Origin of the sequence: Primorskyibacter sp. S87, from assembly GCF_049801055.1 — a bacterium.
Classification (GTDB): Bacteria; Pseudomonadota; Alphaproteobacteria; order Rhodobacterales; family Rhodobacteraceae; genus JBNAGF01.
In genome coordinates this window covers 469755-482002 of the sequence record NZ_JBNAGF010000002.1, presented here as the reverse complement: position 1 = coordinate 482002, position 12248 = coordinate 469755, and the positions used below count along the sequence as shown (strand labels likewise).

Annotated in this window: 14 protein-coding genes; 6 read left to right on the top strand and 8 right to left on the bottom strand. The window is 59.7% G+C overall.

Annotation, left to right across the window (positions count from 1 at the left end):
* Position 1: 1 nt before the first annotated feature.
* On the bottom strand, positions 2 to 493 hold the full coding sequence (locus ACP15U_RS05865) for a hypothetical protein (protein WP_425044207.1): 492 nt from the start codon (positions 491 to 493) through the stop codon (positions 2 to 4).
* On the bottom strand, positions 486 to 653 hold the full coding sequence (locus ACP15U_RS05860) for a hypothetical protein (protein WP_425044206.1): 168 nt from the start codon (positions 651 to 653) through the stop codon (positions 486 to 488). The genes ACP15U_RS05865 and ACP15U_RS05860 overlap by 8 nt, the downstream gene beginning before the upstream one ends.
* A 249-nt stretch (positions 654 to 902) precedes the next feature.
* Here ACP15U_RS05860 and purB point away from each other — a divergent pair, with 249 nt between their 5' ends.
* From purB to ACP15U_RS05835, 5 genes are all read left to right on the top strand, one after another.
* On the top strand, positions 903 to 2207 hold the full coding sequence (purB, locus tag ACP15U_RS05855) for an adenylosuccinate lyase (RefSeq protein ID WP_425044205.1): 1305 nt from the start codon (positions 903 to 905) through the stop codon (positions 2205 to 2207).
* 140 nt (positions 2208 to 2347) lie between these two features.
* A complete protein-coding gene (locus tag ACP15U_RS05850) occupies positions 2348 to 2506 on the top strand; it encodes a carbohydrate-binding module family 14 protein (protein ID WP_425044204.1) in 159 nt (52 codons plus the stop codon).
* Between the two features lie 114 nt (positions 2507 to 2620).
* The gene (locus tag ACP15U_RS05845) at positions 2621 to 3163 is read left to right on the top strand and encodes a tetratricopeptide repeat protein (RefSeq protein ID WP_425044203.1); all 543 of its coding nucleotides are present in this window, start codon (positions 2621 to 2623) and stop codon (positions 3161 to 3163) included.
* 76 nt (positions 3164 to 3239) lie between these two features.
* Complete coding sequence (locus ACP15U_RS05840; protein WP_425044202.1) at positions 3240 to 4301, top strand: flagellar motor switch protein FliG; 1062 nt, start codon at positions 3240 to 3242, stop codon at positions 4299 to 4301.
* Positions 4302 to 4634: 333 nt separating this feature from the next.
* Positions 4635 to 5552: a lysophospholipid acyltransferase family protein gene (locus ACP15U_RS05835; protein WP_425044201.1), complete on the top strand. Its 918-nt coding sequence runs from the start codon at positions 4635 to 4637 to the stop codon at positions 5550 to 5552.
* Positions 5553 to 5561: 9 nt separating this feature from the next.
* Here the strand turns inward: ACP15U_RS05835 and ACP15U_RS05830 are convergent, their stop codons facing one another.
* Complete coding sequence (locus ACP15U_RS05830) at positions 5562 to 6290, bottom strand: DUF1223 domain-containing protein (RefSeq protein ID WP_425044200.1); 729 nt, start codon at positions 6288 to 6290, stop codon at positions 5562 to 5564.
* A gap of 300 nt (positions 6291 to 6590) precedes the next feature.
* On the opposite strand from ACP15U_RS05830, the gene acnA reads away from it, so the two are divergent.
* Positions 6591 to 9278, top strand: a complete 2688-nt coding sequence (gene acnA / locus ACP15U_RS05825) for an aconitate hydratase AcnA (protein ID WP_425044199.1) — start codon at positions 6591 to 6593, stop codon at positions 9276 to 9278.
* A gap of 171 nt (positions 9279 to 9449) precedes the next feature.
* Here the strand turns inward: acnA and ACP15U_RS05820 are convergent, their stop codons facing one another.
* The 5 genes from ACP15U_RS05820 to ccmA form a co-directional block, all read right to left on the bottom strand.
* On the bottom strand, positions 9450 to 9989 hold the full coding sequence (locus ACP15U_RS05820; RefSeq protein ID WP_425044198.1) for a DsbE family thiol:disulfide interchange protein: 540 nt from the start codon (positions 9987 to 9989) through the stop codon (positions 9450 to 9452).
* A complete protein-coding gene (ccmD, locus tag ACP15U_RS05815; protein WP_425044197.1) occupies positions 9982 to 10140 on the bottom strand; it encodes a heme exporter protein CcmD in 159 nt (52 codons plus the stop codon). Before ccmD ends, ACP15U_RS05820 begins: the two co-directional genes overlap by 8 nt.
* Positions 10137 to 10892, bottom strand: a complete 756-nt coding sequence (locus ACP15U_RS05810; RefSeq protein WP_425044280.1) for a heme ABC transporter permease — start codon at positions 10890 to 10892, stop codon at positions 10137 to 10139. The genes ccmD and ACP15U_RS05810 overlap by 4 nt, the downstream gene beginning before the upstream one ends.
* 88 nt (positions 10893 to 10980) lie before the next feature.
* Positions 10981 to 11637 (bottom strand): heme exporter protein CcmB, encoded by a 657-nt coding sequence (ccmB, locus tag ACP15U_RS05805; protein ID WP_425044196.1) that lies wholly within the window; start codon positions 11635 to 11637, stop codon positions 10981 to 10983.
* Positions 11634 to 12245: a heme ABC exporter ATP-binding protein CcmA gene (gene ccmA, locus ACP15U_RS05800; RefSeq protein ID WP_425044195.1), complete on the bottom strand. Its 612-nt coding sequence runs from the start codon at positions 12243 to 12245 to the stop codon at positions 11634 to 11636. The genes ccmB and ccmA overlap by 4 nt, the downstream gene beginning before the upstream one ends.
* Positions 12246 to 12248 lie beyond the last annotated feature (3 nt).

Here is a 12248-nt window from a genome sequence, read left to right as displayed (position 1 = left end):
CTCAGTTCACGGCCCGGAAGGACGCGTAGATCGCATTGATGTCGTTCACCAGTTCAGGATCGGCCCCATCTTCGATAACCGAGATGGAAACGGCCACCCTGTTACCCGGCAAGGCGATCAGAAGTGCCGTGAAATTGACCCCTCGCCCGTTGCGTCGCCCGGTGCCCGAGAACCTTTCGGCTGGACGACCGCCGACACTGATCCGTTTCTGATCGGTCAGGACCGGATCCCGAACGATGAAAGCGCCGATATCGCTGAGGTATGAAATGGCCTCATCCCGGGTCCGTATGCCATTGGGCGACATGAAACCCACCCAGACGCGCGGCTCGGTTTTGGGTTGCAGCGAGATCACCCTGTTGATCAGGCGGGCCTCACCGGTTTCACTTGCTGTCACGGTGCGCTGGCCGCCTGCGCTTGCCGTCCAGAAATCCGGCACATTCAATGAAAACAGCGCCTGCCCCTGATCCCGGTAGGTCACGGGCATATCAGCCATCGACATAACCGGAACCGAAACCAGCAACGCCGGAACCAACAGGCGTTTCATAACTTTCAAACATGTCGCGCGCATGATCCGTGTCTTCCCAAGCATTTCCACCAGCCAATCCTTTCCCGGCTTGCCTTGAAAGTAAACGATGAATCTTGGCGTGATCCATGTCTGACCTCAACCTGAGATCGGGATGGGAGTTCCCAGATTCGAAAGCGCGCCATTCCTTGAAGTATTCAGACGCTCTGTTTGGGCGTCGCAATCACGACACACCCTCGTGACGCGGCAGGGCTTCAGCGCCAAGCGATGCGCCTCAATTTGCCGCGCCCGGCTTGTTCCCCGCCCCCTGCCGGTTTATCACCCGCCGCAACATCACTGCTCTGCAGACACCCCCACCAAAACAAAGGATCCGCCTGACATGATCCCCCGCTATTCCCGCCCCGACATGGTCGCCATCTGGTCGCCCCAGACCAAATTCCGGATCTGGTACGAGATTGAGGCCCACGCCTGCGACGCGCAGGCCAAACTGGGTGTGATCCCGCAGGACAACGCCGACGCGGTCTGGAAGGCGAAGGATGTGGAATTCGACGTTGCCCGGATCGACGAGATCGAAGCGGTCACCAAACATGACGTGATCGCCTTTCTCACCCATCTGGCAGAACATGTGGGCGGCGACGAGGCCCGGTTCGTCCACCAAGGTATGACCTCATCGGATGTGCTCGATACCTGCCTAAACGTGCAGCTGGTGCGCGCCGCCGATATCCTGCTGGAGGGAATGGACAAGGTGCTGTCCGCGTTGAAAAAACGCGCGCTCGAGCACAAGGACACGGTACGCGTCGGCCGCAGCCATGGCATTCACGCCGAACCGACCACAATGGGCCTGACCTTTGCACGCTTCTATGCGGAGATGGACCGCAACAAGAACCGGTTGGAAAAGGCCCGCTGGGAAGTGGCCACAGGCGCGATCTCGGGCGCGGTCGGAACATTTGCCAACATTGATCCGGCGGTCGAGGAACATGTCTGCGAGCAACTGGGCCTGCGCCCCGAGCCGATCAGCACGCAGGTAATCCCGCGCGACCGCCACGCCATGTTCTTTGCCACTCTGGGTGTGATCGCCAGCTCGATCGAAAACATCGCCGTCGAGATCCGCCACATGCAGCGCACCGAGGTACTGGAAGGGGCCGAGTTTTTCTCGATGGGTCAAAAAGGCTCCTCGGCGATGCCCCACAAGAAGAACCCGGTGTTGACCGAAAACCTCACCGGTCTTGCGCGTCTGGTGCGTATGGCCGTGGTCCCGGCGATGGAAAATGTGGCGCTCTGGCATGAGCGTGACATTTCCCATTCTTCGGTCGAACGCGGCATTGGCCCGGACACAACGATCACCCTTGATTTCGCCCTGCACCGTCTGGCCGGCGTGGTCGAGAAGATGCTGATCTTCCCCGAGAACATGCTCGACAACATGAATAAATTCCCGGGCCTGGTGATGAGCCAGCGGGTGCTCTTGGCGCTGACGCAGGCCGGGGTATCGCGCGAGGACGCTTATTCGATGGTCCAGCGCAATGCCCTCAAGGTATGGGAAGAACGCGTTGATTTCCGCGAACAGCTGCTGGCGGATGCCGATGTCGTCGCTGCACTCGGAGAAGATGGCATCAACGAGAAGTTCGACATGGGATATCACACGAAACATGTCGACACGATCTTCAAACGGGTCTTTGGCGACTGAACTGATCGAAGAAATCCTATCAAAAGCCGGCCTCGTGCCGGCTTTTTTTGTCACTGGGATTCTCGCACGAACACAAAATTTCTTTGAGCCCGCGCGAGGCTGAGTTACACTTGTCATACAGTTCCGACAGGAGACCGACCATGAAGATCAAGACCCTCGCCTGCGCACTGACCTTGGCCCTCGTTCCTGCGATTGCCTACGCCAGTTGCTCCGGACGCGGCCATCAGGCGCAATCCTGCGCGCCCGGGACCGTCTGGGATGCAGGCAGCCAGACCTGTGTGAAATCCGTCAACAGCTGACGGGCGCACTGGCCTCACCGAGAGTTGATCAGAACGCGACCTTCAGACAGGTCGCCATCTTGAGAATTGCGCTATCGTTGTCAGAAGCGTGATTTGGTCTTACGGAGTTTTTGTATGCGGTTCCTGCTTTCCCTTGTCTTTGCCGCCGCCCTTGTTGTGCCGGAAACCGGTTTCTCGGCAGGCGACAACCTGCCAAAACCACCGAAACCGACCAACACCACCAAGACCTGCAAGGGCAATCGGGTATGGGATGACAACAAGGGACGATGTGTTCGCCCGAAAAAGTCTTCTCTGAACGACGACCAGCTTTACGGGGCCGTGCGGGAACTGGCCTATGCCGGGCGCTACGAAGACGCTCAGAGCGTGCTGTCTGCGATGCCTGATCAGGCTGATGACAGGGTTCTGACCTACTGGGGCTTCACCCATCGCAAACTGGGCAATCTGGAACTGGCCAACGTCTTTTACGAACGTGCCATTTCCCGGAACCCCGATAATCTTTTGGCCCGATCCTATATGGGTCAGGGCTTTGTCGCCGAGGGACGGACCGAGGACGCAATCGCGCAATGGCGCGAAATCCGCGCTCGTGGCGGCGAAGGAAGCTGGCCTGAACAATCCCTGCGAGAAGCCATCCGCAGCGGTTTCACATACGGCTACTGAAGTTCAGCCAAATTTAACCGCACTCGTCCTAGGGTGAGACCGCTCCTGCAACAAGGGCGATCATCAGGACGGATCTATGCAACAGAACTTGGCCCTCACCCGGGGGGTGGAACCGGCTTCCGACATCACACCTGTCCCGCGTGACCTGTCCGGTCAGGAAAAGGCGGCCATTGTGGTCCGCCTTTTGCTCGGCGAGGGAACGGATCTGCCGCTGGAAGACCTGCCCGAAGATCTTCAGGCGACGCTGACGCAGAAAATGGGCCAGATGGGTCTGGTTGACCGGGTGACACTGGCCTCTGTCGTTCAGGAATTTGCCGATTTGCTGGACGGAATTGGCCTTTCCTTCCCCAATGGCCTTGCCGGGGCGCTCTCAGTGTTGGACGGAAAAATCAGCCCTCAGACCGCAGCGCGGTTACGAAAGGAGGCCGGGGTACGTCAGGCCGGCGATCCTTGGAAAAGGCTGCGGGCATTGCCCGTTCCGGATCTGGCCGCAATGGCCGAGGCGGAGTGCACCGAAGTCGCCGCAGTGTTGTTGTCCAAGCTTGAAACCGCCAAAGCGGCGGAGTTGCTTGGCCAACTGCCCGGACCACTGGCCCGCCGAATTACCTATGCTGTTTCCCAAACCGGTTCGGTTTCACCCGCTGCAGTCGATCGAATTGGCCTGTCACTGGCCAGCCAGCTGGATCTAAGGCCAATCCCTGCCTTCGAAGAAAAGCCGGGGGAACGGGTTGGCGCCATCCTGAACCAGTCAGCGGCCTCCACCCGCGACGACATGCTCTCGGCGCTCGAGGAACAGGATTCCGATTTCGCCTGTCAGGTCCGCCGCTCGATCTTTACCTTTGCCCATATCCCCGAACGTGTTGCGCCACGCGACGTTCCTGCTGTTGTGCGGGTTGCCGATCAGAACGCGCTGGTTACGGCAATCTCCTTTGCCAGCGGAGAAGACGCGACAGCCGTCGAGTTCCTGCTGTCCAACATGTCGACCCGGATGGCCGACGCACTGCGTGAAGAAGCCGCCGAGAAACCGGAAGTCAAACAGGCCGATGGCGAGCGCGCAATGAATGACATCGTGGGCGCGGTCCGGCAGTTACAGCAATCCGGCGACATCACCGTGGTGTCTCCGGACGAGGAAACATAACCGGGCCTGTATCGGCAAATCACCTGGGATCGGCTGGCTTATCGCGATCTGGACAGGCAATATTCGATTGTCAGGGAAACAGGCTTGCAAACCAAGGGTCGTTGCCCGGGTTTGAGCGCATGATGTGGCTGGCATGACAACCCGCATGCTGCCGATCCCCTGTTAGCACGCCCTGGTTCGGATTGCGGCACGGGAGACAAAGCACTGGATTTGCGTCATATTTTGGCATCTGGGCAGTCGCGATCAGTGCCGCAGTTGCTCCGAAGCGCTTGTTATCGGCAGGGCCGATATATATGTCTTGCCGCGCAGACCATCCATGCAGGAACAATTTCCATGCCCGTTGACCCGTCAGAACTCTCCGCGGCCTCCCGTGCCGGGTATTACCTGTCGAACCTCGCCCTGCAGGGCGTGATCGGGGCAATGCGGCTGCTACCCTACGAGCGGCGTATTCCTGCAATGGGGGCGATCGTCAGTGCGCTGGGACCGCTTGTGGGCTTTCGCAAACGTGTGCGGAGCAACCTGAAACTCACCTGCCCAGACATGCCCAAAGAAGACGTGGAACGGCTCTGCCGCGAGGTGCCCAACACGGCCGGCCGCGCAATGATGGAACATTTCTCGCCCGAAGAGTTTGTCGAACGGCACAAGACGGCACCGGTCAGCGGACCGGGCGTCGCGGCCTTTGACGAGGCCGTGGCCGCTGGACGCCCCTTGATGATGATCACCGGGCATTTCGGGAACTACCTCGCCTCCCGCGTTGCGTTGCAGGCGCGCAGCGGCAAGGATATCGGCGCCCTCTATCGACGTATGGCCAACCCCTATTTCAACGAGAGCTATGTCGACGCATTTCACAAAACAGGCGAACCGATGTTCGAGCAGGGCCGCCGCGGAATGATGGAGATGGTGCGGTCTCTGAAACGGGGCGGAATCATCGCCATCGTGTCTGACCTGCATGCTCACGGCGGCAAGGAGTTGACATTTTTTGGAAAACCAGCCGTGACCTCGGTTCTGAACGCCGAACTGGCAATCAAGTATGGGGCGGTGATGATCCCCTGCTACGGTGTCCGGCAACCGGACGGGTTGAACTTCGAAATCGTGCTGCACGAACCGGTGCCGCATTCCGATCCCGAGACCATGACGCAGGCGTTGAATGACGACCTAGAGAAGATGGTGCGCCAGCACATGGGCCAATGGTTCTGGATCCATCGCCGCTGGAAATCCTGGCATGGGCTAGGGGTGCAGGAAGACGTTTGATCCCGGTTCTTACTCGAACCGGGCGGCACCAAGAATTTCGCCGTGACCGGGCCTTTGCACCAGAATGGCAGCAGGCTGGTCTCCGTCGAGCGGGATGCTGAAGTTCTGCTCGCCCTGCCCGTCCCAACTTCCGACGGTCTCCCAGCTTTCGACAACATTGGCATATTTGAGGTCATGCCCTGCCAGTTCTCCCCGAGTGATAGAGACACTGCGCAGGGGCGTGTATCGCACCAGATACAACTCGGCCCTGCCCTTGTCGGCTGATCCAACCGGGGTAAGGTTCAAAGTGATCCCGTCAGGCCCGCGTTGCCCGGTCACGGTGACCACAGGTTCGCGTGACAGATGGGCGTCGACAAGGCCGGACAGCTTGCCGGAATCGACACCCACTACATCTTCTTGCCCGTTTATTACCATTTGCGGGGTATAGATCATGTTGCGCCCACCGGAATGGGCATAAGCCTTCTGCCGCACCGTATGGCCGGGATCGGCGAAAACGTCCTTCCAGCCGATGTAATCCCAGTAATCGACATGCAACGCGAGCGGCAGCAGCTCGGGACGCTTTGCCAGTTTGTGCATCAAGGCATCCGCCGGTGGGCAAGATGAACACCCCTGCGACGTGAACAGCTCGATCACCACCGGGCCTGACACCGGTGCATCACCCGCCCGGGCCGGGCCCGAAACCACGGCAGGTGCGGCGATCAGGCAGAACAAGGAGAGCAGGACGGCATGGCGTTTCATCGATAGCTACTTTATAAGGATCCGGACACATTGACACCTGTGTCTAAGCCGCCGCGCTTTCAAAGGCCAATCAAGGTTTGTTGAAGGAATGTGCCCAGCAGGACCCGGTGACTGCCCTGTTGCACGCGCTCGGCTCCCCTCCCGAACACACTGCTGCCAGCATCCTCCGGGTCATTTCTGTGTGCCATTGTATACAAAAACGCCGCACCCGGCGATTCCGCGCTTGAAAGCGGGGCCTTGGTGATGCATCTACCCGGCAGCGAATCCCGAAATCCACCATATTTGAGAGGGAGGCCATAGATGCCCATCAAAGTTGGACAGGATACCGCCAAGACACGCAAGACGCTGAGCGTGAACGGCAAGTCCATTTCCTATTACTCGATCCCCGCCGCACAAGAAGCCGGTCTGGGTGATTTTTCAAAGCTTCCGGCCGCGCTCAAGGTGGTGCTGGAGAACATGCTGCGCTTTGAGGATGACGGATTTTCGGTTTCCGTCGATGACATCAAGGCTTTTGCGGAATGGGGCGCCAAGGGCGGAAAGAACCCGCGCGAGATCGCCTATCGCCCGGCCCGCGTTCTGATGCAGGATTTCACCGGTGTGCCCGCCGTGGTCGATCTGGCCGCAATGCGCGATGGCATCAACGGTCTGGGCGGCGACGCGCAGAAGATCAACCCGCTGAACCCGGTCGATCTGGTCATTGACCACTCGGTGATGATTGACGAGTTCGGTAACCCGCGCGCGTTCCAGATGAACGTAGACCGCGAATACGAACGCAACATGGAGCGCTACCAGTTCCTGAAATGGGGTCAGAACGCCTTCAACAACTTCCGCGTCGTGCCTCCGGGAACCGGCATCTGCCACCAGGTGAACGTAGAGTATCTGGCCCAGACCGTCTGGACCGACACCGATCAGAACGGTGAAACCGTAGCCTACCCCGACACGCTGGTTGGCACCGACAGCCACACCACGATGGTCAACGGCATGGCTGTTTTGGGCTGGGGTGTCGGCGGGATCGAGGCCGAAGCTGCCATGCTGGGCCAGCCGATCTCGATGCTGATCCCCGAGGTTGTCGGCTTTGAACTGACCGGCAAGATGGTCGAAGGCACCACCGCCACCGACCTCGTGCTGAAAGTGGTCGCGATGCTGCGCGAAAAGGGTGTTGTCGGCAAGTTCGTCGAATTCTATGGCGAAGGACTCGATCGCCTGCCCCTGCCCGATCGGGCAACCATTGCCAACATGGCACCGGAATACGGCGCGACCTGTGGCTTCTTCCCGATTGACGGTGAAACCCTGCGCTATCTGCGTCAGACCGGCCGCGACGAAGACCGTATCGCGCTGGTCGAAGCCTATGCCAAGGAAAACGGGTTCTGGCGCGACGCCGACTACGCTCCGATCTACACGGATACGCTGTCGCTGGACATGGGCACGATCGTTCCCGCAATCTCGGGCCCCAAACGCCCGCAGGATTATCTGGCACTGACCGACGCCAAGTCTGCCTTTGCCAAGGAAATGAGCGAGACTTTCAAGCGTCCCATGGACAAAGAGGTTCCGGTCAAGGGCGAGGATTACACCATGTCCTCGGGCAAGGTGGTGATCGCGTCGATCACCTCGTGCACCAACACGTCGAACCCCTATGTGCTGATCGGCGCAGGTCTGGTTGCACGCAAAGCCCGCGAACTGGGTCTGAACCGCAAGCCTTGGGTAAAAACCTCGCTGGCACCAGGCTCGCAGGTTGTGACCGAGTATCTGGAGGCCGCCGGTCTGCAGGAAGATCTCGACGCCATCGGTTTCAACCTTGTCGGCTATGGCTGTACCACCTGCATCGGCAACTCCGGTCCGATTCAGTCAGAGCTCAGCGAAGCCATCGCCGAGGGTGACCTTGTCGCCACCTCGGTTCTCTCCGGAAACCGCAACTTCGAAGGTCGGATCAGCCCGGATGTGCGCGCCAACTACCTCGCGTCCCCGCCGCTGGTTGTTGCCTATGCGCTGGCCGGTGACATGAACATCGATCTGACCAGCGAACCGCTGGGTCAGGATAAGGACGGCAACGATGTCTACATGAAGGACATCTGGCCGACCAACGAGGAGATCTCCGAACTGGTTCAGAAGACCGTGACCCGCGAAGCCTTCGTCAGTAAATATGCCGACGTGTTCAAGGGCGACGAGAAATGGCAGGCGGTCGAAACCACGGATGCCGAGACATATGACTGGCCGCCGACGTCGACCTACATCCAGAACCCGCCCTATTTCCAGGGCATGAGCTCTGAGCCCGGAACCATCTCGAACATCGAGGGCGCCAAGGTTTTGCTGATCCTCGGTGACATGGTCACCACCGACCACATCTCGCCTGCGGGTTCGTTCGCGACGACAACGCCTGCCGGCCGTTATCTGACCGAGCGTCAGGTCGCCCCGCGCGAGTTCAACTCCTATGGGTCGCGCCGCGGCAACCACGAGATCATGATGCGCGGCACCTTCGCCAACATCCGCATCAAGAACGAGATGCTCGACGGTGTTGAAGGCGGCTATACCAAGGGGCCAAACGGGGAACAGACCTCGGTTTACGAAGCGTCCATGGCCTATCAGGAAGCCGGCATTCCGCTGGTGGTGTTCGGCGGCGAGCAGTATGGCGCCGGGTCGAGCCGCGACTGGGCGGCCAAGGGCACGGCCCTGCTGGGCGTCAAGGCCGTCATCGCCGAGAGCTTTGAGCGTATTCACCGGTCGAACCTTGTCGGCATGGGTGTCATCCCGTTCGAGTTCACCGGCGGCGACACCCGCGCCTCGCTGGGCCTGACCGGCGAGGAAACCGTTTCGATCCACGGGCTCGACACCATCGAGCCGCTGCAGGAAGTGTCCTGTGACATCACGTATGCAGATGGAACAACCAAGACCATCACGCTCAAATGTCGGATCGATACTGCACCGGAAATCGAATACATTGAGCATGGTGGCGTGTTGCACTACGTGCTGCGGAACCTGGCCAAGTCGTAAGGCTGCCTTGCCCATGAGAAATCGGAAAGCCCCGGCCTTTGCGCCGGGGCTTTTGCGATTGCACGATCGATTTTTCTACCTTCTGGAAAAGAATGTGGCGCAAAGAAAAAGCGCGCGCCAGTTGGCACGCGCCCCATTTGCTCCAGCCGCCGAGGTGGCCTGATCCCGGCCCTAGTTGCCTGCCGCCTTTTCCATCGCCGGGCGCAAGGTGCTTTCAATCACCCGTTCGGTCACCGGACCGGCGAACCGCAAAATGATCTTGCCCTCTCCGTCGATGACATAAGTTTCGGGCACGCCGTAAACACCCCAATCCAGCCCCATACGACCAGCTTCGTCCCGCCCAATGGCGGCATAGGGATCACCAAGCTCGTCGAGGAACGCGGCGGCTTTTGCGGGGTCATCCTTGTAGTTTATCCCCAAAATGGGAATCCCCTCGTTGGCCAGCGCCTCAAGGTTCGGGTGCTCAACCCGGCAGGGCGCGCACCAGCTGGCCCAGTAGTTGACCAGTTTGACTGTGCCATCGCGCAGCGCGGCATCGTCAAAGACCTGTTTGCCCGGAAATTCGGTCAGCGCCACAGGCGGCGCTTGCTGCCCTTCGCGCGCCGAAGGCAGTGAGTCCGGATCATCGCGGAACATTCCAACCGCCGCCAGCAAAACAAAAGCACCGAAGATCAGCGGCGGGGCGACCATCAGCGGTGACACCTTAGCCATTGCGCGACATCCTTTGTTCCACCTTCTCCATCTCGGCCCGCACCTTGCGACCTTTTCGGATCGACAGGACAACCAGCAAAACCAGAAGCAACAGCGAGGCCGCGTAGGCCGACAGAACTGTGTCAGCGTATTTCCCGAGGTCCGGCATCATCCCCCTACCCTCTCTCTGGCAAGCAGCGTCTTGGTGCGCCGCGCGCGAATCTCGGTTCCGGTCCGGTAGAAAACCAGTGCGATGAAGAGCAGCACGAAACCTGCAATGCAGATCAGCAACGGGTAGAAGAAGATGTTGCTGACCTTTTCCTCGGTATCCGTCCCGGTGACCGCCCCGGCGCGCATTACAGACGCCCCCTGATGCAATCCCTGATTCCAGAAGTTGACGGCATACCGGCTGAGCAGCGCAAAAACGCTGCCAACGAGGCACAGAACCGATGTCAGATCCGCTGCCGTATCCGGGTTGTCGATGGCCTCCCACAGGGCAACATAGCCGAGATAAAACAGGAACAGAATCAGAAAGGAGGTAAGGCGCGGATCCCAAGCCCACCATGCCCCCCACATCGGCTGCCCCCAGATCGCTCCGGTCACCAGCGCAATCAATGTCATCACAATACCAATCGGCGCGGCTGCACGGGCAGCAAGAGCACTGACATGATGTCGACGGATCACCCAGACCAGCGACGTCACCAGCATCATCAACCAGCAATTGATCGCCATCAACGCAGCCGGCACATGCAGATAGATAATCTTGACGGTCGAACCCTGCCGGTAATCATCCGGTGTGAAGAAAAACCCCCAAACCAGCCCGACCGCCAGACAGGCAGCGGCCGAAATCCAGAAGAACGGAAGCATCCGTTCGGTGGTGGCAAGGAACTTTTTGGGATTGGCATATTCCCAAAGCCGGTTCATGCCCGTCGTTGTTTTTGTTTCCGTGGTCATGGCTCGTATCTAGCTTTTCTTCCACTTGTTCTCAAATCACACCCTGCATCGCGCCGATTTACCGCAGATTTATGCGCAGCACGGCAGCACTGGCAAAGGGTAGCAGAGCGATCACGGCGGCGGTGATCCCTGCCAGCATCAAAAGCGGCGTTGTTGTTTCCAACCCCTCGGCCCCACGCCGGGCCGCTTCGGCGCCAAAGATCAGCGTTGGCACATAAAGCGGCAGGACAAGCAGAGACAACAGCAGCCCACCTCGTTTCAGACCGACCGTCAATGCAGCGCCAAATGTACCGATCACCGACAAGGCAGGCGTTCCCAGCGCCAGCGAAATCACCAGCCAAGAATAGCCCGAGATTGGGAGACTCAGCAGCACGCCAAGCACAGGCGCCGCCAGAACCAGCGGCAGCCCGGTGGTCAGCCAGTGGGCCAGTGACTTTATGGTTATAACCGCTTCGAGTGGAAGTGGCGCAGTGGCCAGAAGATCCAGCGAACCGTCTTCCCAGTCCAGCGCCAGCAGTCGATCAAGCGACAACAGGCACGCCAGCAAGGCCCCAAGCCAGAGAATCCCGGGCGCGATGGTCGCCAGAAGCTCGGATTGCGGGCCAACCGAAAACGGTACCAGCACCGTGACGATCAGGAAAAAGGCCAGCCCGAGGCCGAATCCACCGCCTGCACGGAGGGCGAGTTTCAGGTCGCGCAAGAGCAGAGCGATCACAGAAAACCTCCGTCAAAATCATCAATCGCCGGCGGCTTGGCCTTAAACGGCCCGACATCCAGAACCTCACCTTCGAGGCCCAGATCGATATGGGTCGCGATGAGCGCCGAACCGCCTTGGGCACAATGGGCGCGAACCGCGTCGGCAAACATCCCGACCGCCTGCACATCCAACGAGACCGTCGGCTCGTCCAGCATCCAGATCGGTCGGCCCGTGACCAGCATCCGAGACAGGCCAAGCCGACGTTTCTGCCCCGCCGACAGGTTGCCCGCGTGCCGGTCGGCAAGCTCTCGCAGATCATAGGCTTCCAGTGCCGCATCAATCCCCGGCGCGCCGAACACGCTGGCCCAGAAACTCAGGTTTTCGGTTACTGTGAGCGTCGGCTTGATCCCGTCAGAATGACCGGCATAGGCAATGGTTTCATCGGCCCCCTCGACATTGCCCGAAACAGGCGGTTGCAACCCGGCCAGAGTTCGCAACAACGTGGTCTTTCCAATCCCGTTCGGACCGCGAAGGATCGTGGCCTTTCCCGCCTCGAGCGAGAAATTCAGCCCTTCCAGTACCGGCACGCCGCCGCGGGCGATGCTCAGATCCGTCACGCTCAGCATGAA

Coding starts and splice junctions, on each gene's coding strand:
- ACP15U_RS05860 (WP_425044206.1), bottom strand. CDS start 653: ATGGATCACGCCAAGATTCATCGTTTACTTTCAAGGCAAGCCGGGAAA.
- purB (WP_425044205.1), top strand. CDS start 903: ATGATCCCCCGCTATTCCCGCCCCGACATGGTCGCCATCTGGTCGCCC.
- ACP15U_RS05845 (WP_425044203.1), top strand. CDS start 2,621: ATGCGGTTCCTGCTTTCCCTTGTCTTTGCCGCCGCCCTTGTTGTGCCG.
- ACP15U_RS05820 (WP_425044198.1), bottom strand. CDS start 9,989: ATGGCTAAGGTGTCACCGCTGATGGTCGCCCCGCCGCTGATCTTCGGT.
- ccmD (WP_425044197.1), bottom strand. CDS start 10,140: ATGATGCCGGACCTCGGGAAATACGCTGACACAGTTCTGTCGGCCTAC.
- ACP15U_RS05830 (WP_425044200.1), bottom strand. CDS start 6,290: ATGAAACGCCATGCCGTCCTGCTCTCCTTGTTCTGCCTGATCGCCGCA.
- ACP15U_RS05850 (WP_425044204.1), top strand. CDS start 2,348: ATGAAGATCAAGACCCTCGCCTGCGCACTGACCTTGGCCCTCGTTCCT.
- ACP15U_RS05835 (WP_425044201.1), top strand. CDS start 4,635: ATGCCCGTTGACCCGTCAGAACTCTCCGCGGCCTCCCGTGCCGGGTAT.
- ccmA (WP_425044195.1), bottom strand. CDS start 12,245: ATGCTGAGCGTGACGGATCTGAGCATCGCCCGCGGCGGCGTGCCGGTA.
- acnA (WP_425044199.1), top strand. CDS start 6,591: ATGCCCATCAAAGTTGGACAGGATACCGCCAAGACACGCAAGACGCTG.
- ACP15U_RS05840 (WP_425044202.1), top strand. CDS start 3,240: ATGCAACAGAACTTGGCCCTCACCCGGGGGGTGGAACCGGCTTCCGAC.
- ACP15U_RS05865 (WP_425044207.1), bottom strand. CDS start 493: ATGGCTGATATGCCCGTGACCTACCGGGATCAGGGGCAGGCGCTGTTT.
- ACP15U_RS05810 (WP_425044280.1), bottom strand. CDS start 10,892: ATGAACCGGCTTTGGGAATATGCCAATCCCAAAAAGTTCCTTGCCACC.